The 21,939-nt window shown below is 34.5% G+C and carries 22 protein-coding genes; all 22 read right to left on the bottom strand.

Going from position 1 to position 21,939, the window contains the following annotated elements; translation table 11 throughout:
* Positions 1–56: 56 nt before the first annotated feature.
* The 22 genes from NQ558_RS06100 to NQ558_RS05995 all read right to left on the bottom strand — a co-directional run bounded on the left by NQ558_RS06100 (position 57) and on the right by NQ558_RS05995 (position 21,908).
* A complete protein-coding gene (locus NQ558_RS06100; RefSeq protein ID WP_005363531.1) occupies positions 57–2,681 on the bottom strand; it encodes an Ig-like domain-containing protein in 2,625 nt (874 codons plus the stop codon).
* A 92-nt stretch (positions 2,682–2,773) separates the two neighbouring features.
* On the bottom strand, positions 2,774–2,986 hold the full coding sequence (locus NQ558_RS06095; protein ID WP_005363529.1) for a holin: 213 nt from the start codon (positions 2,984–2,986) through the stop codon (positions 2,774–2,776).
* A 145-nt stretch (positions 2,987–3,131) separates the two neighbouring features.
* Positions 3,132–3,425, bottom strand: a complete 294-nt coding sequence (locus NQ558_RS06090; protein WP_117901531.1) for a hypothetical protein — start codon at positions 3,423–3,425, stop codon at positions 3,132–3,134.
* Positions 3,426–3,654: 229 nt separating this feature from the next.
* Positions 3,655–4,749, bottom strand: a complete 1,095-nt coding sequence (locus tag NQ558_RS06085; RefSeq protein WP_005363526.1) for an endonuclease/exonuclease/phosphatase family protein — start codon at positions 4,747–4,749, stop codon at positions 3,655–3,657.
* 54 nt (positions 4,750–4,803) lie between these two features.
* The gene (panF, locus tag NQ558_RS06080; protein WP_005363525.1) at positions 4,804–6,291 is read right to left on the bottom strand and encodes a sodium/pantothenate symporter; all 1,488 of its coding nucleotides are present in this window, start codon (positions 6,289–6,291) and stop codon (positions 4,804–4,806) included.
* Entirely contained in the window at positions 6,281–6,550 is a 270-nt protein-coding gene (locus NQ558_RS06075; protein WP_040447416.1) for a YhdT family protein, read from the bottom strand. The genes panF and NQ558_RS06075 overlap by 11 nt, the downstream gene beginning before the upstream one ends.
* A 219-nt stretch (positions 6,551–6,769) precedes the next feature.
* Positions 6,770–6,967, bottom strand: a complete 198-nt coding sequence (locus tag NQ558_RS06070; RefSeq protein ID WP_005363521.1) for a hypothetical protein — start codon at positions 6,965–6,967, stop codon at positions 6,770–6,772.
* Between the two features lie 775 nt (positions 6,968–7,742).
* Positions 7,743–8,930 (bottom strand): elongation factor Tu, encoded by a 1,188-nt coding sequence (tuf, locus tag NQ558_RS06065; RefSeq protein ID WP_005363519.1) that lies wholly within the window; start codon positions 8,928–8,930, stop codon positions 7,743–7,745.
* A gap of 135 nt (positions 8,931–9,065) precedes the next feature.
* Positions 9,066–11,183 carry an elongation factor G gene (fusA, locus tag NQ558_RS06060; protein ID WP_084812576.1) on the bottom strand — a complete coding sequence of 706 codons (2,118 nt, stop codon included), beginning with the start codon at positions 11,181–11,183 and terminating at the stop codon, positions 9,066–9,068.
* Positions 11,184–11,304: 121 nt separating this feature from the next.
* Positions 11,305–11,775 carry a 30S ribosomal protein S7 gene (rpsG, locus tag NQ558_RS06055; RefSeq protein ID WP_040447313.1) on the bottom strand — a complete coding sequence of 157 codons (471 nt, stop codon included), beginning with the start codon at positions 11,773–11,775 and terminating at the stop codon, positions 11,305–11,307.
* 230 nt (positions 11,776–12,005) lie between these two features.
* On the bottom strand, positions 12,006–12,425 hold the full coding sequence (rpsL, locus tag NQ558_RS06050; protein WP_005363514.1) for a 30S ribosomal protein S12: 420 nt from the start codon (positions 12,423–12,425) through the stop codon (positions 12,006–12,008).
* A gap of 217 nt (positions 12,426–12,642) precedes the next feature.
* A complete protein-coding gene (locus NQ558_RS06045) occupies positions 12,643–14,952 on the bottom strand; it encodes a sensor histidine kinase (RefSeq protein WP_005363512.1) in 2,310 nt (769 codons plus the stop codon).
* 14 nt (positions 14,953–14,966) lie between these two features.
* A complete protein-coding gene (locus NQ558_RS06040) occupies positions 14,967–15,659 on the bottom strand; it encodes a response regulator transcription factor (RefSeq protein ID WP_040447311.1) in 693 nt (230 codons plus the stop codon).
* A 282-nt stretch (positions 15,660–15,941) separates the two neighbouring features.
* Complete coding sequence (asnS, locus tag NQ558_RS06035; RefSeq protein ID WP_005363508.1) at positions 15,942–17,333, bottom strand: asparagine--tRNA ligase; 1,392 nt, start codon at positions 17,331–17,333, stop codon at positions 15,942–15,944.
* Between the two features lie 351 nt (positions 17,334–17,684).
* Positions 17,685–17,798, bottom strand: a complete 114-nt coding sequence (locus NQ558_RS06030; protein WP_341271143.1) for a hypothetical protein — start codon at positions 17,796–17,798, stop codon at positions 17,685–17,687.
* A complete protein-coding gene (locus tag NQ558_RS06025) occupies positions 17,795–18,049 on the bottom strand; it encodes a hypothetical protein (RefSeq protein ID WP_040447309.1) in 255 nt (84 codons plus the stop codon). Before NQ558_RS06025 ends, NQ558_RS06030 begins: the two co-directional genes overlap by 4 nt.
* Positions 18,039–18,215 carry an alanine:cation symporter family protein gene (locus tag NQ558_RS06020; protein ID WP_005363505.1) on the bottom strand — a complete coding sequence of 59 codons (177 nt, stop codon included), beginning with the start codon at positions 18,213–18,215 and terminating at the stop codon, positions 18,039–18,041. Before NQ558_RS06020 ends, NQ558_RS06025 begins: the two co-directional genes overlap by 11 nt.
* Positions 18,216–18,436: 221 nt before the next feature.
* The gene (locus NQ558_RS06015; RefSeq protein WP_005363503.1) at positions 18,437–18,868 is read right to left on the bottom strand and encodes a hypothetical protein; all 432 of its coding nucleotides are present in this window, start codon (positions 18,866–18,868) and stop codon (positions 18,437–18,439) included.
* A 36-nt stretch (positions 18,869–18,904) separates the two neighbouring features.
* Positions 18,905–19,837, bottom strand: a complete 933-nt coding sequence (locus NQ558_RS06010) for a thiamine pyrophosphate-dependent enzyme (protein ID WP_005363501.1) — start codon at positions 19,835–19,837, stop codon at positions 18,905–18,907.
* Complete coding sequence (gene porA, locus NQ558_RS06005; protein ID WP_005363497.1) at positions 19,837–21,030, bottom strand: 2-ketoisovalerate ferredoxin oxidoreductase subunit alpha; 1,194 nt, start codon at positions 21,028–21,030, stop codon at positions 19,837–19,839. The genes NQ558_RS06010 and porA overlap by 1 nt, the downstream gene beginning before the upstream one ends.
* Positions 21,030–21,335, bottom strand: a complete 306-nt coding sequence (locus tag NQ558_RS06000; RefSeq protein WP_005363496.1) for a 4Fe-4S binding protein — start codon at positions 21,333–21,335, stop codon at positions 21,030–21,032. The genes porA and NQ558_RS06000 overlap by 1 nt, the downstream gene beginning before the upstream one ends.
* Complete coding sequence (locus NQ558_RS05995) at positions 21,336–21,908, bottom strand: 2-oxoacid:acceptor oxidoreductase family protein (RefSeq protein ID WP_040447307.1); 573 nt, start codon at positions 21,906–21,908, stop codon at positions 21,336–21,338.
* Positions 21,909–21,939 lie beyond the last annotated feature (31 nt).

Raw genomic sequence — 21,939 nt, 5'->3', positions numbered from 1 at the left:
GTATAAAAATGCCACCTGTCAACTAATTGTGTTGAAAGGTGGCACCCTTTAAATTACTATTTAACTTTTATTGTTATTGTAACTTTCTTCTGATTATAGTTCTTAGTTGCCTTTAAAGTTACTGTTAATTTTACTTTTCCCTTTTTAAGGGCTACTAACTTACCTTTCTTGATTTTTGCAATCTTCTTGTTAGATACTTTGTATGTAACTTTTCCATGACCTTTGTTAGCTTTTATTTTAATTTTAGCCTTTGCACCAACCTTCATTTTCTTCTTAGGTGATTTAATTTTTAAACTCTGGTTAGCCTTTGCTATTGTAAACTTAGTTGTTAAACTTCCTGTGTAGTTGCCCTTAAAAGTAACTTTCACATCATATGTTCCTGCATCTTTTCTGCCATTAGCATATGAAATATCATAATTAGCAGAATCAACTGTTTTGCCATCTGCACTTGTAACTGTAACTGTTGGTGTCTTAACCTTGCCATCATAAACAAAATTGCTATTATTTAAAACTACATTTGTTGGATGTGAAATAATCTGTGCAACTTTTACATCTCCACAACGGCTACATTTATCAATTATCTTTCCATCCTTAGATGTGCTAGCTTTTTCAATTGTGCTGTCATACTTATGGTCCCCGGCTTTTTTTACAACAATATGACAAACTGCTTTTTTGCCATTTTTAGCTGTTACTGTAATATCACATTCGCCTTCTTTTAAAGCTTCAATATTCATAACATTACCTACATATCCAAGTGATACAATGCTAGTGTCTGAAACTTTCCAATCAACACTTGTAAATGTAGCATTATCAGGATTTATAGTGTACTTAACAGCTTTCTTTACGCCTTCTTCAATTTCAATGTAATTAGAATCTAAATTAATGCTGTCTATATCAACGAGTTCCTCATTTTCTACTTTAATATTATATTCTGTTTCTTTATCAGAAGTGTTATTAAGATTAATGTAATATGTTCCTTTTTTAAGATAAATCTTGTAAGTAACATAATCTACTTTAGGTTCATTATTTTCATTGTATGTTACTTTTGATTTTTTAATACTATTAGTAGATATATTATTTAAATCATTATCATATATTGAAAATTCTTTTACATCTTCTGATACTTTTGTATCTGTGAAGTTATATACCTTATCTTCTGTGGCAACAAATTTGTATGTTGTATCACTTGAAGCACTTAACTTTCCTTCTGCGCTTTCACCTAAATTTTTTGCGTTCTCAATATTAAGATTATTAATAACTATTTTGTAATCAACTCCACTATCTAGCGTGTAATTTGAAAATCGCAAATAGTATGTCTTTCCTGCTTCTAATTTTACTGTTGTATAAATTGAACCGGTAAGCTTAATGTCATTTATTTCTCTTTGTCCTTCAACTTCTGAAAGGTCTTCATTTAAAAATCTTAGTAAAGCACTATATTCTTTTTCTTTATTGAAACCAGTTACCTTATATACATAATTTGTAGTTGTTGGAACTGTTACTTTGTAAAGTCTGTTACTTGGATACCAAGCTTTTCCATCAAATCTTTTCGTTCCTTTTCCTATTGTACCTGAACAAGGTGTTTCAAGAGTATTTACATCTTCCCATATATTATCATAGAAACCAACCCGTACGCTATTTTCACCTGCTGCAATAGGCACATAAAGTGTATATTCCTTTCCTGCTTCTAATACTGGTGTTACCAATCTAATTTTGCCATCTACATCATACATCATATTCTTCCATGTTTCATCAGTTCTTCCAATTTGTGGAACTCTATCACCATTGTCAGAAACTGTAAAAAGATATGACTGTGTTTTTTCAGGTATAAAATGATAATAGAAATAATCTCCTATTTCATTCCAATTTAACGTTTTTTCACTATTTAATTCTATGCCTAAATTTGTTCTCGATAATGTATACTCATATGCATTGTCAACTGAATAGTTTGCCAAAACAAGATAATAAGTTTTTCCTGCTTCTAAGTTGGCAAATGCACATGCATCACTACTGCCACCCCAGTTAGGTACACTGTCCTGATTACTATTCCAATTTCCATCTTCATCATAAATATCCACATCAAAATCATAGTCGTCATCTGCAATACCTGTAGGGTTTAATCCTGATACTCTGTATTCGTATGCTCCATCTTCCGGAACTGTTATTTTATAAATTTTAGCGCGTGAATAATTTTTTCCATCTTCAATATATCCTTTTTTCATTATGCCTGTTGCAGCATTGTCAATTTCTTCTGCTCCATGCCAGATATCATCGTAAAAGCCAAACTGAATTTCTGTTTCACCTTCACGTGATGTAAAATAAATATCATATTTTGTTCCTGCTTCTAACACAGGTGTCTGAAGATACATCTTTCCATCTACTGTTGAATAATAACTAAACCAACTTAACTTGTCATCTCCCTGATATAAACCTGGTAATTTGTCATCATTATCTGTTAACACAAATAAATATCTCTTGTTTTCTGTTGGTGTAAAGTAATAGTCAACTGTACTACCATTCTTTTCCCAATTAATTGTAACTTCTTTGTTAAGTTCAATGTCTTCCTGTGTGCCGGTTAATTCCGCCTGTGTTGCTGTGCCTGCCCAAACAGGTGCATTCCATACAACTGCCGTTGCTACCATAACAAAAAACACAGCTATAATCTGTTTGATTTTGTTTCTCATATTCTACATCCTTTCTTCTTTCGTTTTTTAATAACACCTTTGCTTATTTTACCACTTTTTTTCTAAATATTCATTTACAAATATAAATCTTTTTAAGATTTTTCTTTTTCTTCGCATTCAGGCAATCCTGTTAAACTTGTAGCTATGCTCAAAAATCCTGCCAAAACTGTAGCTGAAATTACAATTTTCCAGTTTACTTCTGACATAACTGCTGCTGTTCCCACTGTTGCAACAAAGGTCTGGGCTATGGTTCTGATTGCTCGCATTATTGCCGCTTTCATCCATATTTTTGTATTTTTACACATAAAACTAATCTCCCATTTAATCTTCTACTATATATATACGTAAAAAAACTTATATGGTTCAAAAGAAAAAATGTGAATCCGTAAAAAAAGAAATCGGAAACGCAAACGCATCTCCAATTTCTGTATATTTATTATTCTTGTAATTCTAGCCCTGCAATCCATTAGACTGTCTTATCATATCTTCAACAACAATATCGTAAATCTCGCCTATGCTGTTGCAATATTCCAAAACCTTCCAAGGTTCATTTGTATGAAAATGTATTTTAATCAAATCTTCATCACCAACTGCTATTAAACAGTTTCCTTCAAAATGCTCTGTAATGTAGTCTGATATTTCATCTTCATCCAAATCTTCATCTCTTCTATCTATAAGAAGCTGTGTATCGTAACGATATGCAAACTGATCTTCTTCCACATCAATACTGTTAATTTCTGACATTATTAATCTCCCTTCCATAATCAAATATTCAAATAATACTAAGTAAACTGCTATGCCGAACCTAATTAACTTAGTTTTTATATATTCTAATCAAGTTAGTTATATAAAACTAGTTAATATAATACAACTTTCACTAACTATGTCAAGATTATTTAATTTAAAAATCTCGCTAAAAATTTACCAATCATTTTGATATTATTTTAAATTAGGTTTCTATTAACTTTTATTTTTATTTCAATTTAAACTTTACATAAACCGGATCATGGTCTGAATAAGTATAGCCTGTGTTAATATTATCATATTTTACACATTCTATATTGTCGGAAATAATAAAACCATCCAGCGTAACTGTATAAGTTACTCCCGGTTTATACTCCATATCTGCATTTCTTGCACTATTCCAAAGATTGTCTTTTTCCTCATCAGATAACTGATCTATGCAGAAAGAAAAATTACTTGGAAGTTTCTTTCTTGGAAAAGGATAAGCCCATGATTCCCTGTTTTCTGAATCATCTTCAGAAGCTTTCAAATCGTGGTTAAAATCCCCACCGCACAAAACATAATTACCTGCCTTGTACTCTTTTTCCAAATCAGAAACCAACATATTAATCTGTCCCTCACGTATTTCATCACTGTTTCCGTAAGCAGACATATGAAGTTCAAAAATAACTAATTCCTTTCCATTGTCTACAGGAACCCTTGAAATACTATAGCATCTGTCCAAATCAAAAAACTTGCTAAAAGATGTTGAAACCGGAAAACTTCTTCTTAAAGAATCCGTAATGCTATATTTTGAAAACAACGCAAGTCCTGACTTACTGCTTCCGTGAGGCTGGGTAAACGGATAAAACAAAAATGCTGAATCATAATTTTGTGCAAACACACAATCATAATCTTTCATAACATTTTTTAATAATGAATACTCATTTACATGATAACTTCTGGTAGAGTTTAAATCCACTTCCTCGATTAAGGCAAAATCAGGATTATATGACTTAACCAGCTCACCTGCACCGTTAACAGTTGAGATAACACTTTTCTTGCTCTTTGCCCATGATGACTTACCGCCATCCATAAAGAAACTGAAATCCGGTGTGTACGCACCAAAACCAATATTATAAGTAAGTGCTGAATATTCCTTTCCTGTAGAAAGTTTTTCGCCAGCTTTAGACTGCTCAATACGGCTTTCAACCTTTAATTTCTTATTGTCTTCAATGCGATGATAACTTGCATATAAGTAAATAATATATCCAATTAATACAACCACAATTACTGCTATGGCAATGCCAACTATCTTTAAAATTCTCTTCACTACTTTATTCATTTTTGTACCTGCTTTTTCTTATTTAATTAGAGTGTCAAAACTCCTATGGCCTTATTAAAAACATTTGTCCAAAATATCCGGATCCAAACCTTTTCTTCCTGTTACCATTCCAATTCCAAAATACAAAATTCCACCTACAAGAAGTCCCCAAACAACTGCGTTAAGTCCTGCAATATTAATAAAATATGTTGCAAAAATATAAGTTGCAATTGCGCCTACGCTACTACAAACTGCCGCCTGCTTTGTTCCTTTTTTCCAGAACAAACCGCCAACAAGTGGCCAGAAGAAAGTGCATTCCAAACCACCGAAAGCAAACATATTAAGTACGAAAATAATATCAGGTGGATTAATTGTAAGAACCATAACTACTATACCTAATATAATTGTAATAACTGTACTTATCGACTTAACATTTTTCTCGTATGACTTATTTTTTTCAGGATCATCTTTTACAACATAATTCTTCCATAAATCCTTTACAATTGCGGCTGTGGCAAGAATCAAAAGCGAATCAGCCGTAGACATTACTGCAGCCATTGGAGCTGCAAGGAAAATTGCCGCAACTCCTGTTGGCATAATTTTTTGAACAATATATGGAATAAAATAATCTGATGTTGGAAGGTTATCCACATCAACAAATGCTCCTGCCCAAGTTCCTGCAAGATGCATGCCAACAATTACAAAGCTACATGTTAATACACCAATCCACATTGCCTGATGCATACTCTTCGTATTCTTAAATCCCATGGCACGAACTGCAGTCTGTGGAAGTCCCAATGTTCCAAAACCTACCAAAATCCAGAAACTAAGTAATCCTCCCGGTGTGTATTTTGAAAAAATATCATTATAAACATTAGGCAAATTATTGGCAAGTCCTGCATCAATTGATGCCAAGCCTCCACCTGCTTTAAGAACAAAAAATATAAATAAAAATGTTCCCACACACATTACAATTCCCTGAATTGTATCTGTAATTACTACAGCACTAAATCCGCCAACAGCTGTGTACAATACAACAACGGTTCCAAAAATCAAAAGCGAAGTTACGTGGTCCAATCCTGTTATTGAAGCAATAAGTGTGGCTCCACCTGTAAACTGGCTTATCATCTGCGCAATAAAGAAAGCAATAAGACCAATACTTGTAATAATTACAAGAGCTGAACTTTTGTATCTTGCCTTAAAATACCCAACTACAGTTACCGCTCCTGTTCTTCTTGAAACCAGCGCCAACTTATTTCCTAACACTCCAAGCACTAAAAAAGTAACCGGCACCTGAATTGCTGCAATCCAAGCCTGAGCATAGCCATATGTAAGTCCTGCTGCTCCCGGTCCAGAAATAAAAGAACTTGCTGAAGTATAAGTTGCCATAATAGTCATGGCTAGTACTATACCATTCATATTTCTTCCACCGATAAAATACTTCTTCTCCTCAGAAGTATTCAAACTCTTTTCTGCCTTTCTGCTATAAACAAAACTTACTATAACATTAAATAATAAGTAGACCAGAAAAACTGATAAAATTATAATCTGATTACTGTTCATCTTCGCATTCCTCCTCATCATAAGAGAAATCTACAAACACAAATTTTAACAACCAGAACACCCCAATAATTGCCAAAATTATTGTGCCAAACACCGAAACCACGAACCATAAAGGCATATGGAATAAAGTGCCTCCTTTAGAATTCAGTAAAAATGCTGTAAGCACGTGCCACAAAAAGCATACGACCACAACTAACATTGTAGCTTTAATCTCTTTAAGACATTGTTTATGCTTCTCTTCCTTTGTTAATTTTTTCATTATAAACTCCCTTTTAATACTTTTTATAATATTATTTTGCAATTCATCTACTTGAATCTTGCAATCCATAATAAAAAAAATCATTATGTTTTCTAACATACATTCTCAAATTATACCATTTATCCGTTTTAAATGCTATTATTTGAATTATTATTACTACTGTAAGCCTTTTTGTAAAGGAATTTCTGTAACAATCCACTTTTTCCTAAGAAAAATGTATTATCTTTCATTTTCTTTACTTAGAAGATTTTTATTTTCGAAATAATCAATTTTCATAGAATGTTTTACTTCTTCAAGTGTATTTGCTGCTACTGTTTTAGCTTTCATACTTCCTTGATACAATATATCATAAACATCTGGAAGACGTTGTTCCCACATTTTACGACGCTCTCTTATTATTTCTAATTCTTTCTGCATTACATTTAGTTAAATTCTTTTTCCAGGCATGATTGCCACTCATTGTTCCATTGTACGTTATCAGAAATAAGAAAAGCTGTCAGTCCATGCAATAAAGCCCATAATCTTGTTAACCTAGTAAGTGACTCCTCAAACGATATTCCAATTTCTTCTGCCAATCGCCCATACTGCTCACGAAAAACATTATATGGAGGATAATTTTCCTCCTTTTTTCCATTGTAAATTCTATTTTTATATATGTATTGCGATACATAAAACTATAATATGTCGGGTGTTCAATATAAAAATTAATATAAGCGTATGAAAGTGTCCTAATATTCTCCAATGCATTCCTCTTTTTCTCAGCTTCTTTTGACTTTAAATATAAGGTAAATTCTTCAGTAACATATTTCTGACATTCATAAATATATAAGTGAATGTTACCATTGTCAACATTTGTCTATCTCAATTTATAAACTTGCGTCATCCCATTCTTGACATAGAGCCTTATATAAGTCCCCTTTCTTACTTTTAGGTGAATTTTGACGACACTTATGACGACACTTTTACAAAAAATCCTTCATAAGTACGAAAAAAAGGCATCCCCGAAAATTTCGGGAATGCCTATATTTTTGCACAAGCATATCTTATTGATTACTCCGTAATCAATAAGCTCGCGTCATTCATAGAATGCCTGCGAGCCCTATAAACAAAGGAAAACCACGGTTTCGTGTAAACACGACCGTGGTTTTCTTTATTTATAGTGAGCTCGCGCTCTATTCATTGATAACGTTAATTATTCGATAATTGTAGCAACCTTACCTGATCCTACTGTTCTACCACCTTCACGGATAGCGAATCCAAGACCCTGTTCCATAGCGATTGGGTGAATAAGTTCAACTGTGATTTCTACGTTATCACCAGGCATACACATTTCTACACCATCTGGTAATTCACAAACACCTGTTACGTCAGTTGTTCTGAAGTAGAACTGTGGTCTGTAGTTGTTGAAGAAAGGAGTATGACGTCCACCTTCATCCTTTGTTAATACGTAAACCTGAGCAGTAAATTTCTTATGGCATGTTACTGAACCTGGTTTAGCAAGAACCTGACCTCTTTCGATCTGGTCTCTGTTGATACCTCTTAAAAGAGCACCGATGTTATCACCAGCCTGAGCTTCATCAAGAAGCTTTCTGAACATTTCAATACCTGTGATAACTGTCTTCTGTGTTTCTTCCTTAACACCGACGATTTCAACTTCATCGTTTAAGTGAAGTGTTCCTCTTTCTACTCTACCTGTAGCAACTGTACCACGACCTGTGATTGTGAATACGTCTTCTACTGGCATTAAGAAAGGCTTATCTGTATCTCTTTCTGGATCTGGGAAGTAATCATCAACTGTATCCATTAATTCCATAATCTTATCGCCCCATTCTGATGATGGATCTTCAAGAGCTTTAAGAGCTGAACCTTTGATGATTGGAGTTCCGTCGAAACCATATTCTTCAAGGATTTCTGTAACGTCCATTTCTACTAATTCAAGTAATTCTTCATCATCAACCATATCACATTTGTTCATGAATACAACGATTTTTGGAACACCTACCTGACGTGAAAGTAAGATATGTTCCTTTGTCTGAGCCATAACACCATCAGTAGCAGCAACTACAAGGATAGCACCGTCCATCTGAGCAGCACCTGTGATCATGTTCTTTACATAGTCAGCATGGCCTGGGCAGTCAACGTGAGCGTAATGTCTCTTCTTTGTTTCATATTCAACGTGAGCTGTAGAGATTGTGATACCTCTTTCTCTTTCTTCTGGAGCCTTGTCGATATTTTCGAAATCTGTAGCTTCATTACCTTCAACTCTTTCAGCAAGTACTTTAGTAATAGCTGCTGTTAAAGTTGTTTTACCATGATCGACATGTCCGATTGTACCAATATTACAATGTGGTTTTGTTCTTTCAAACTTAGCTTTTGCCATTTTGATAATCCTCCTAAAAATAATAAAATTAAAATTTCAGACCTTGTGGTCTTTTACATAGGCTTATCTCCCATTATATTTTATAATGGGAAGATTTTCAAGCCTTTATATTAAATTAATGGTTAAATCCATATATTATTTTGCTCTTGCAGATGCAATCTTATCCTGAACAGACTTTGGAGCTGCCTGATACTTTTCAAAGAACATTGAATAGTTACCACGTCCCTGAGTAGCTGAACGAAGTTCTGTTGAGTAACCGAACATTTCTGACAATGGAACAAATGCTTTAACAATCTTTCCACCACCGATATCGTCCATACCTTCGATCTGTCCACGCTTTGAATTTAAGCTTCCGATAACATCACCCATATATTCTTCAGGCATTGTTACTTCAACCTTCATAATAGGCTCAAGTAATACTGGATCTGCCTTAGCCATAGCATCCTTAAATGCCATAGAACCAGCGATGTGGAAAGCCATTTCTGATGAATCGACTTCATGGTAAGATCCATCATATACTGTAGCATGTACACCAAGTACAGGGAATCCAGCAATAATACCTGACTGTGCAGCTTCTTCGATACCTTCACCAACAGCTGGGATATATTCCTTAGGAATGTTACCACCAACTACTGTAGATTCAAACTTAAACTGTTCTTCACCGTTTGGATCCATAGGCTCAAATTTAACTTTACAGTGACCATACTGTCCACGACCACCTGACTGCTTAGCATATTTGCTATCAACATCAACAGCCTTAGTAAATGTTTCTTTGTATGCAACCTGAGGTGCACCAACGTTAGCTTCTACCTTAAATTCACGAAGAAGTCTGTCTACGATTACATCTAAGTGAAGCTCACCCATACCAGCGATGATTGTCTGACCTGTTTCTGTGTCTGTATGAGCACGGAATGTAGGATCTTCTTCAGCTAACTTAGCTAAAGCTTCACCCATCTTACCCTGGTCATTCTTTGTCTTAGGCTCAATAGCGAGCTCAATAACTGGTTCTGGGAATTCCATTGATTCAAGAATTACAGGATGCTGTTCATCACAGATTGTATCACCTGTTGTAGTAATTTTGAAACCTACAGCAGCAGCGATATCTCCTGAATATACTTTATCAATTTCAGTACGCTTGTTGGCATGCATCTGTACGATACGGCCTACACGTTCTTTCTTATTCTTTGTAGCATTTAAAACATATGAACCTGAGTTCATTGTACCTGAGTAAACTCTGAAGAATGCTAACTTACCTACAAATGGGTCAGTCATAATCTTGAAAGCTAATGCTGCAAAAGGTTCATCATCTGAAGAATGGCGAACTACTTCATTACCATCTTCATCAGTACCTGTAATGTCAGGGATATCTGTTGGTGCTGGCATATATTCGATAACACCATCTAACATCTTCTGAACACCTTTGTTCTTATAAGCAGAACCACAGAATACAGGAACAGCTTCACAAGCGATTGTTCCTTTTCTAAGAGCAGCCTTCATATCATCGATAGAAGGTTCTTCTCCTTCAAGGTACTGCATCATAAGGTCATCATCTAATTCACAAATCTTTTCAACAAGGTTTTCATGCCATTCATTAGCAAGATCCTTTAAGTCATCAGGAATAGCTGTGATTTCGATGTCTTCACCCTTATCATCTTTATAATAATATGCTTCCATTTCAAACAAATCGATTAATCCGATGAAATCATCTTCCTTACCGATTGGGATCTGTACAGGAATAGCATTCTTTCCTAAACGATCAATAATTGTCTGAACTGAATAAAAGAAATCTGCACCCATTTTATCCATCTTGTTGATGAATGCCATACGAGGTACATTGTATGTGTCAGCCTGACGCCATACGTTTTCTGACTGTGGTTCAACACCAGCCTTAGCATCAAATACACCAACAGCACCATCTAATACACGAAGTGAACGTTCTACTTCTACTGTGAAGTCAACGTGTCCCGGTGTATCGATAATGTTGATACGATGTTCTAACGCACCAGCCTTTGGCTTATGATGATCTTCTAATGTCCAGTGACAAGTTGTAGCGGCAGAAGTAATTGTGATACCTCTTTCCTGTTCCTGTTCCATCCAGTCCATTGTAGAAGCTCCATCATGAGTTTCACCAATTTTATAGTTTACACCAGTATAATATAAGATACGTTCTGTTAAAGTAGTCTTACCGGCATCGATATGAGCCATAATACCAATGTTTCTTGTTCTCTCTAGTGGATATTCTCTTCCAGCCAAGGTTTTTTCCTCCTTAATTTAATATCTTATTAAAGAATTACCTTCTTGTAATTCTTCACTGCCATACGGTCACAGTTACAAACTGCATAACAGCCTGTTCTGTGACAATTGCAGTTTTATATTAGAAACGATAATGAGCAAAAGCCTTATTAGCTTCAGCCATCTTGTGCATATCTTCACGTTTCTTAACAGATGAGCCTGTGTTGTTTGCTGCATCCATAATTTCGTTAGCTAATCTTTCTTCCATTGTCTTTTCACTTCTCTGACGTGAATACAATGTGATCCAACGAAGTCCTAAAGCCTGTCTTCTTTCAGGTCTTACTTCGATAGGTACCTGATATGTTGCACCACCAATACGTCTAGCCTTAACTTCAAGAGCTGGCATAACGTTATTCATAGCTTCTTCGAATACTTCAATAGCATCCTTGCCTGTCTGGTTAGCAATCTTATCAAATGCTCCGTAAACAATCTTCTGAGCTACACCTTTCTTACCATCTAACATAATGTTGTTGATAAGCTTTGTAACTACTACGCTGTTATACATTGGATCAGCTAATACTTCTCTTTTCTGAGTATGTCCTTTACGTGGCATGTTACTTCCCTCCTTAATCAATTTTGACAGAATTTCCATTTTTATACTTTTATTTAGAAATTCCGTTTTGCATGTAACCGCATATAGTGGATACATGCGATTAGATCTTAGGTACTCACTTAAGTTGTGTCCTTGCTCACGGCTTTAGACTGTCTATATCTCTAGCATAATTCTAATAACCGTCACAAATTCATTCAACCCGTGATTGGCTTAATTAAGCCATCCTGCTACTATTTACCTGCTTTAGGTCTCTTAGCACCATACTTAGAACGTGCCTGGCGTCTATTTGCAACACCTGCAGTATCAAGAGTACCTCTAATGATATGATATCTTGTACCTGGTAAGTCTTTTACTCTACCACCACGGATAAGAACAACGCTATGTTCCTGAAGGTTATGTCCTTCACCTGGGATGTAGCTTGTTACTTCGATACCATTAGAAAGACGAACTCTGGCAATCTTTCTAAGAGCTGAGTTAGGCTTCTTAGGTGTAGCTGTCTTAACTGCTGTACAAACACCACGCTTCTGTGGAGAAGCTGTATCATTCATCTTCTTGTTAAGTGAGTTGTAACTCTTTAACAATGCTGGTGCAGTAGACTTCTTAACTGCTGACTGACGTCCTTTTCTTACTAACTGGTTAAATGTAGGCATTCCGTTTTCACCTCCTGTTATTAGAATTATGTGTTAATCACATATTTATTTTACGCATAGGCATATTACAACCTATAAACGTACTGTTCCATTATATGAGAGCATTTTCCAAAAGTCAACACCTTTTTTGATTACTTTTAAAAAAAGCCTTCTTCACACTTTCGCCTGTATAACTGTGTGGAGAAGACTTTTTGTACACTCTGATATTAATTTTATTTTAAGCCTGTTTTAAGTTCATCATTATCTCAACCTTAAACAAATCGCCATCTAAATAAATATTCATCTGACCATTTTGTTTTTCGACGATGGATTTTGCAATTGATAATCCAAGACCACTGCCTTCAGTAGTTCTTGACTTATCGCCTCTTACAAATCTTTCCGTTAATTCCTTGGCATTAAAGTTTAACGGAGATGCTGAAATGTTTCTTATAAATATAACAACCTTGTCATTTTGTCTTGTTATATCCACATAAACTCTTGTATTATCCATTGCATATTTATAAATATTTCCGTATAAATTTTCAAACACTCTCCATGTTTTTCTTCCGTCTGCCATTACATATAATGGTTCTTCCTGTATTGTTTTCATTACAGTAAGATGTTTTTCTTCGAATTTTTCTTCATACTCTCCAAGACTTTGGTTCACTAATTGAACTATGTCTATCTGCTGCATTTCAAAATTGATTGCCCCTGCATTTAACTTAGATGCCTCCACCAAATCTTCTGTAAGATTTTTAAGCCTTATGGATTTTCTGTCAATTACCTCCAAATATTTTTCTGCATTATCACTTTTAAGTCCTTCTGTTTTTAACAACCCTACATAATTAATAATAGAAGTAAGTGGTGTTTTCAGGTCGTGGGAAACATTAGTAATAAGTTCAGTTTTAGTTCTCTCATTTTTAACACTTTCTGCCACAGCCTTGCTCAATCCGTCGCCAATATTATTTATTGATTCTTTCAAACTTCTGTTTAATTTGAATTTATACTCATCTTCAATCTTATAATCCAAATTACCTTCTGATATTTTCTTTGTTCCTTCTGTAATTGAATCATATTCTTTAAAGAAAATAAGTACAAATGCACAAACTGCAACTATTAAAATTATTATCATTAAAGTTGGAACAAACAATGTATATTCATTATAAGCTCCCAATATTGCCATACTGCACCAGATAAAACTGGCTATTCCAAAAGCAATAACAAGAATTGATGTTTTTACATTTAACAATAAATATTTAATTATTTTTTTGATTCCATAAAAAATCTTTCCTATTAAAGTTGTCTTCCAAAATGTTTTGCATTTTATTCTTCTGACAAAACTTTCACTTAACAAAACTGTTAATTCCACAGCAACAAGTGATGCTATGCCTGTGCCTACCAGAAGAATCTTGAACAAAGTTTTCTCCTCATACTTCCAATTGTAATATACATTCTGTGACAACGGAATAATTGCAATGAAACAAGCAATAAATGCCACAAACACTTCTACATCCCACCACAATTTATCTGACTTGTTTAATAAAGGCTTATCACCTTTCTCCTTATGGCCCGCCTGAACCATTAGTAACAAATATAATATAAATGCCACCAAAACATATATGCCACACATTAATACAATTACTGATAAACTTTTCTTAGTACCTGAAAGATTAGATGGTGCCTTTTCATAATTAGCATGCAATTTATTTAAATATCCACTATCTGTCTTATCTACAGCAAAAGAACATTCAATAAGAGCTTTTGGAAAATCTTTTACATCATCATAATAATTTACCCATAATTCTTCAGCTCTATCACTTAAATATATTGACGTTTCATATCCTCCCTCGCCACTGGAATTTTCAAACATGTCTTCAATATACATATTAAAATTTTCCATTATGCCTTTATTTTCCAGTGGATTTATTGCCCCATTTTCAATAATACAATAATCTCTATATTTATTGTTATCGGACAAATTATTACTTGTAGTGATTTTATGTGAATTTTCACCGTCAGTATACATTATCTCATAATTCAGTCCATCTCTTGCTGAATTAATTTCAGGAATATTAGATTTATCATAAATCATACTTTTTACAGCATCAAAATCTTGTATATCTTCATATTCAGCTATATATTTCACTGCTTTCTTATAATATTTATATTGATTATTCTGCTCATCTGTCATAAAAATTTCATCATCATTTTTCGTGCTTTCTAAATCATATAACTTATTATAGAACTCATTTTTTTTATCTTCATTTTTATAAAGTTTTTTTATGTCTTTTGCTGTTAAATTTCCATGCTCACTACTTTCAACAAGAACTTTTTTATTATCAGAAAAATTCTTTATATACAAATATTGTGCTACAATATCCTGCAACGAATCAGTTATAAGTGTCTCATACTGGTCCTGGTATTCCCACCTATACTCATTTTTAGCTTTTACATTAGCATATTTAGTCCAACCATAGGCTGCTGTTCCAAAGCAGGCTGCTGCAAGCACTAATATTAAAGTATGTAAAAATATTCTTTGCTTTTTCATATCTCATTTCCTTTCTACTGCTTCTCGATTTTGTATCCAACTCCCCACACTACTTTTAAGTATCTTGGTTCTTTTGGATTAATTTCGATTTTTTCTCGGATATGTCTAATATGTACAGCCACTGTATTGTCTGCCGCAACAGCTTCCTCATTCCAAACGGCCTCATAAATCTGGTCGATTGTAAAAACTCTTCCCGGGTTCTTAACTAAGAAAAGTAAAATATTATACTCAAAAGGTGTAAGTTTCACTATTTCTCCGTCAACTTTTACTTCTTTACACTCGTCGTCGATTTCAAGACCGCCTACGCTATAAACATTACTTTTAGGCTCTGCAATTGTGCCAAGTCTTGTGTAACGTCTAATCTGAGACTTAACTCTTGCAATTAATTCCAATGGATTAAATGGCTTTGTGATATAATCATCCGCTCCCACATCAAGTCCTATAATCTTGTCTGAATCTTCTGATTTTGCTGACAAAATAATAATTGGAATACTGCTTTTTTCTCTTATTTTCAAAGTAGCTCTTATACCGTCAAGTCTTGGCATCATAACATCAATAAGAAGTAACTGAATATCTTCCTTCTTCAAAATTTCCATTGCTTCCATTCCGTCATAAGCCTTAATAACGTTATAACCTTCCTTTGACAAATAAATATCAATAGCCTCCACTATATCTTTGTCATCATCACAAACTAAAATATTGTACATATTACCCTCCATCTAAATATGACACTGCGTTTTTCACACATCTTCATCATATGCCTATATACTAATGTTAAAATTTTAAAAACAACTTACAACAATTCTTAAGAAATTCTTAATGTGCCTTCCAAGAACTCTAAATTACTTTTTTCCCCGAAAACGGCTGACAGGTGGCAGTCTTTTACTTCACATCTTGAACATTTGTTTATAGAAAAAATAGGTCTATTTTTCTATACAAATGAATCAAGCTGCTCAAGTAAAAAACTTTGCCACCTGTCAGCCGTTTTCTTACAATTCGCAGTTATTTACAGTTCTTGGGAATGGGATTACGTCACGAATATTTCCCATACCTGTTAAATACATTATCATTCTTTCAAATCCTAATCCAAAACCGGCATGTCTTGCTGTTCCATATTTTCTAAGGTCAAGATAGAACTGGTAGTCTTTTTCGTTAAGTCCTAATTCTTCCATTCTCTTAGTTAATACTTCATAATTTTCTTCTCTCTGACTTCCACCTATGATTTCACCGATTCCAGGAACTAAACAGTCCATTGCAGCAACTGTTTTTCCATCTTTGTTTAGCTTCATATAGAATGCTTTTATTTCCTTTGGATAATCTGTTACAAATACAGGGCGTTTAAAAATCTGCTCTGTAAGGTAACGTTCATGTTCTGTCTGAAGATCTACACCCCAGCTTACTTTGTATTCAAACTTATCATTGTGTTCTTCCAATAATTTAATTGCCTCTGTATAAGTAACACGACCAAATTCTGAATTTATTACGTGATTTAATCTATCTAATAATCCTTTGTCAACAAAGCTGTTAAAGAAATTCATTTCTTCCGGTGCGTTTTCCAAAACATACTTTATTACGTATTTTATCATTGCTTCTGCAAGTTCCATGTCATCTGCAAGGTCTGCAAAAGCTATTTCAGGTTCAATCATCCAAAATTCTGCTGCGTGTCTTGTTGTGTTAGAATTTTCGGCTCTGAATGTTGGCCCAAATGTATAAATCTTCTTAAATGCCATTGCATAAGTTTCGCCATTTAACTGACCTGAAACTGTTAAGTTAGTTGGTTTTCCAAAGAAGTCTTCTGTATAATCTACTTTTCCTTCTTCTGTTTTTGGCACATTATTTAAGTCCATTGTTGTAACCTGAAACATTTCTCCTGCGCCTTCACAGTCGCTTCCTGTTATAAGTGGTGTGTGCACATAAACAAATCCCTGCTCCTGGAAAAATTTGTGAATTGCGTAAGCACAAAGTGAGCGCACTCTGAAAACTGCCTGGAATGTATTTGTTCTAGGTCTTAAATGTGAAATAGTTCTAAGGTATTCAAAGCTGTGTCGCTTCTTCTGTAATGGATAATCCGGTGTACTTTCACCTTCCACATATACTTCATCTGCCTGAATTTCAAAAGGCTGCTTAGCATTAGGAGTTGCCACAAGCTTACCCTTTACTATTAATGCAGCACCAATATTTGTCTTAGAAACTTCGCCAAAGTTATCAAGCTTATCGCTGTAAACAACCTGTAATGGTTTAAAGCAAGTTCCATCATTTAAGACAATAAATCCAAAAGTCTTTGAATCTCTAATGCTACGAACCCAGCCGCCAACCTCGATTTCTTTATCTATAAAATTTTCTTTGTTTTCATACAAATCCTTAATCTCAATTAAATTCATTATATAGCCTCCAACTTTATCCCTTGTAAAAGTAATACGCTATTAAGTATATCTATTTTTCTAATTATTATCAAGGAAAAAGAATTTTTCTGTTGCCGAAAATTCACCAGAAAACGGCTGACAGGCGACAGTCTTTTACTTCACAGCTTGAATATTTATTGATGAAAAAAAGAGGTTTATTTATTTTAGAACCGATGCAATTCACAGAGAATTTTTGATAAATTCTCTGTTCAGTGCATCTTAATAATTGATTTTGTGAATCAATTATTATCTAAAACATATCCCTCTTTTTTTCATATAAATATAGTCAAGCTGCTCAAGTAAAAAAACTTGTCGCCTGTCAGCCGTTTTCTAGTTCTTTTCTTTCTCAATTACCTTTTGGTATCTTTCTACTTCCTTAGCTATTACACCACTCATTGCAAGCAAGCAGATTAGATTTGGTATTGCCATAAGTGCATTTGCTATGTCCGAGAAGTTCCAGACAAGTTGTAATGACTGGGTTGCTCCTGAACTAATTCTTTGTATTTATATTTTCCGTTTTTGTCGAAAACATATTCATTTCCTGCAGAATCGCACCAAGTTCCTTCTATATTATTGTTTGTGTTTTCTCCTTCATAACTTAACTGTAGTTCTGTTGTTTCGTTTTTTGAGTTATTACTTATCAGTGTTAATGAATTACAATCTATTTTTTTAATCAGGTAATCTTCATCTGCCACCTACTGCATTAAAGTTAAATGCCATTTTAAAAATCATTGCAAGCCCTGATGGAACATTTTTAATATTTATCAAAATAACAATCAATCCTGCTATCACATAAAAAATTGCCATTACAGGTCCCCAAACAAAATCATCCATCTTTGATACAATTTCTGCCAAACTCATAAACCTACCTCTCTTCCTTTTTATTATATTCGCGTCTGCAACATTTTTTCTGCATATAATGATTTAAGTTTCAAAAGCCCAAATCTTAACTCTACGGATTTTAACCTGCTTCGCACTCCTACAATCCTGCCTTGCAACGCAAAAACGGAGGCAACATTTCTGTTACCTCCGTTGGTATTATATTAATATTAAATTACATCAATGACTATGTCAAGTTTTTATTATTTTAAATCCAAATTATTTAGAAGATTCTCTATAACGTTCTTTCCACCTTTTGATTTTTTTGTTACAACAACAATCAATCCAATCAATAATACTGTTACTATACCACAAAGTATCATATTATCCATCTGATGTTGATATGCCGACCAGGAAAATCTTGCAACTATAAGAATTGCTGCAACTATAACCAATGTATACAAATAAAAACCGTATGTATATTTTCCATCAAATGTACAACCTGTTTCTGTGTTTGTTATTTTCCCTTTAAAGATTACAGGCACTGCATCTTCACCGTTTTGAAACTTTCCGGTTTCTAACATTAGAGAAATCTTGTCCTTCTCTTTTGTCATTTTAATGTTTGCTTTTTCAGCTTTAGCCTTCATTACAGGAAGCAAATCTTCTTTTTTTCTGTTAAACTTAAAACTCTTCATAATTCACCATTCCAGTCACGTTTTTTGTGATTAATATTATCTGCTACACTTAAATAACAAATCTTCCCATCTTCTATCAACTTCCTTCTGGAATTTTTCAATAAGATGTTCATTACCTGGTTTAAATAAGTGCTTAAATCTACCCTGTGTTCTCAAGAAATCTTCGATTGGAAGTCTGTTCTTAGGTTCATAGTTTAAAATCCACTTTCCATCAATTACTTCAAACAATGGCCAATAATTAGTTTCTACTGCTAATTTGCAAATATCCATAATTTCATCTGTTTTATATTTCCAACCTGTTGGACATGGAGCCATAACATTAAGAAATGCAGGTCCTTCTGTATAAATAGCCTTCTCAGCCTTCGTATGCAAATCCTTCATTCCATTGAAATATGTAGTCTGAGCAACATAAGGAATATCATGTGCTGCAAGAATTGCTGCAAGATCTTTTCTGTACTGTTCCTTACCATTGCACTGTGTACCTACAGGAGTTGTTGTTGTATCAGCATACATAGGTGTAGCTGAAGAACGCTGTGTTCCTGTATTCATATAAGCACCATTGTCATAACACACATATGTATAATTTGTTCCACGTTCCATTGCACCTGACAATGACTGAATACCAATATCATATGTACCACCATCACCGCCAAATACAATAAACTTATAATCTTCTTTAATCTTGCCTTTACGCTTCATAGCCTTGTAAGCCCCTTCAACACCTGCCATTGTTGAGCTGGCATTTTCAAATGCACTATGAATATAACTGTCTTCCCATGCAACGTATGGATACTGGAAAGATGAAACATTAAGACATCCTGTTGCACAACCAATAACAGCCTTGTCTCCTTCGTGAAGTCCACGAAGCACGTTTCTTGCACAAATTGTTGCTCCACAACCTGCACACATTCTATGACCTGGAGCAAATCTTTCAGGTTTATTCATTACTTCTTTAAAATTATAGCCCATTATTTTGCCTCCTTGTCTCTTAATCCCATATAACGGTAAACATCACCTGTCTCACCTGTTCTTGCGATTTCTTTTAATGTTTCATATACATTAATCATATCTTCAACTCTTACATCTCTACCACCAATACCATACATAATGTTGATAGCAAGTGCCTGACATTTTTCAATATACATAGCCTGCATTGTTTCAGCACCAACAGGTCCTCCGTTAGTTGAAAAGCTCTCTGAACGATCCATTACTGCAACTGCCTTACAATTCTTTAATGCTTTTGCAATCTCTTTGCCTGGGAATGGTCTAAATGATCTAATCTTTACAAGACCTACTTTTTCACCATTTTCTCTCATATGATCAATAGCATCCTTAGTTGTTCCTGCTGCAGAACCGATTATAACTACTGCATATTCTGCATCTTCCATCTTATATTCTTCAATAAGACCATACTTACGGCCTGAGATTTTTTCAAAATCCTTTGCCACATCAAGAATAACCTGCTTTGCATTTTCCATGGCATGAGCCTGAGCTTTTCTTGATTCCATATAATAATCTGATACAGCATAAGGGCCAACAGCAAATGTTTCATTTGGATTAAGAAGATAATCTTCAGGTTCATATTCGCCTACAAAATCCTTAACTGTCATATCATCTAAAATTTCCATATCGTTTACAGCATGGCTTGTAATAAAACCATCCTGACAAATCATAATAGGAAGTCTAACATCTTTGTTTTCAGCAATATTATATGCCATAACCATATTGTCGTAAGCTTCCTGATTATTTTCAGCATAAATTTGAATCCAACCACTGTCTTTTGCTCCCATTGTGTCTGAATGGTCACAGTTAATGTTAAGTGGTCCTGTAAGTGCTCTACAAACTGCCGTCAATGCAATAGGCAATCTACTTGAAGCAGCAACTCCTAAAACTTCCCACATAAATGCAAGACCTGCAGATGATGTTGCTGTAAGGGCTCTTGCACCTGCTGCTGAAGCTCCTATAGCCGCACTCATAGAACTATGTTCACTTTCTACTGTAATAAATTCAGTATCTACTAATCCGTTTGAAACATAATTAGAAAAATACTGAGGTATTTCTGTTGAAGGTGTAATTGGAAATGCCGGGAAAACATCCGGATTAATCTGTCTTAAAGCTGTAGCTACAGCTTCATTTCCTGATAATAAAACTCTCTTTGGCATTATTTTTTCACCTCCATCTTAATTGCTCCAAATGGGCATGCCTTAACGCAAATACCACATCCCTTACAATGATCGTAATCTATAGTCTGTCTTTTATATTCTTTTACAGGAATTGCACTGTCCGGGCAAACAGGCACACATAAAAGACACTGTTTACACTTTTCTTCGTCAATAACAGGGGCAACATTAGTCCAGTCTCCTGTTATAAACTGTTTTGTTGTACCACAACCTACAATTGTATTACCGCATGTAACATCCTGCCATGCCACATCCTGACCTAATCTCGATATATCTGTCTTTGCCATTTACTTAACCTCCCTTAACGCTATTCTTAACGCATCCATATTACCTTTAATAACTTCAGGTTTCTTAGCAAACTTGTGCTTAAAAGAACCTTCCATTTCATTAAGGAAAGTTTCATCGTCAATAACTCCGGTAACTTTAACAATGGCTGCAAGCATTGGTGTATTAGGGAAATTCTTTCCTAATGTTTCCATTGCAATCTTTCTTGCATCTACTGTATAAACTTTACCTTTATATCCCTTTAAATGTGGAATAATTTCTTCTTTTGGTCTGGCTGTATTAATAAGGATTGCTCCATCTTCTCTTAAGCCTTTTGTTACATCAACTATCTCTATCAATGTTTCATCAACAACCACAACATACTGAGGATCATAAATATTAGAATGAACTCTAATAGGCTGATCACTGATTCTGTCATATGCAGTAATAGGGGCACCCATTCTTTCCGGACCATATTCAGGAAATCCCTGAGCATTCTTGCCAGTCTTAAACGCTACTTCAGCTAACAATAATGCTGCTGTTTTAGCGCCCTGTCCACCTCTACCGTGCCATCTGATTTCAAGAGTATCTTTCATTTTTCCATCCTTCTTTGTTAATATTTTCTCA

Source organism: Eubacterium ventriosum (genome assembly GCF_025150745.1).
GTDB classification, from domain to species: domain Bacteria; phylum Bacillota; class Clostridia; order Lachnospirales; family Lachnospiraceae; genus Eubacterium_G; species Eubacterium_G ventriosum.
Note: the sequence above shows the minus strand (reverse complement) of the source record. Positions and strands in the feature narration are given on the sequence as shown.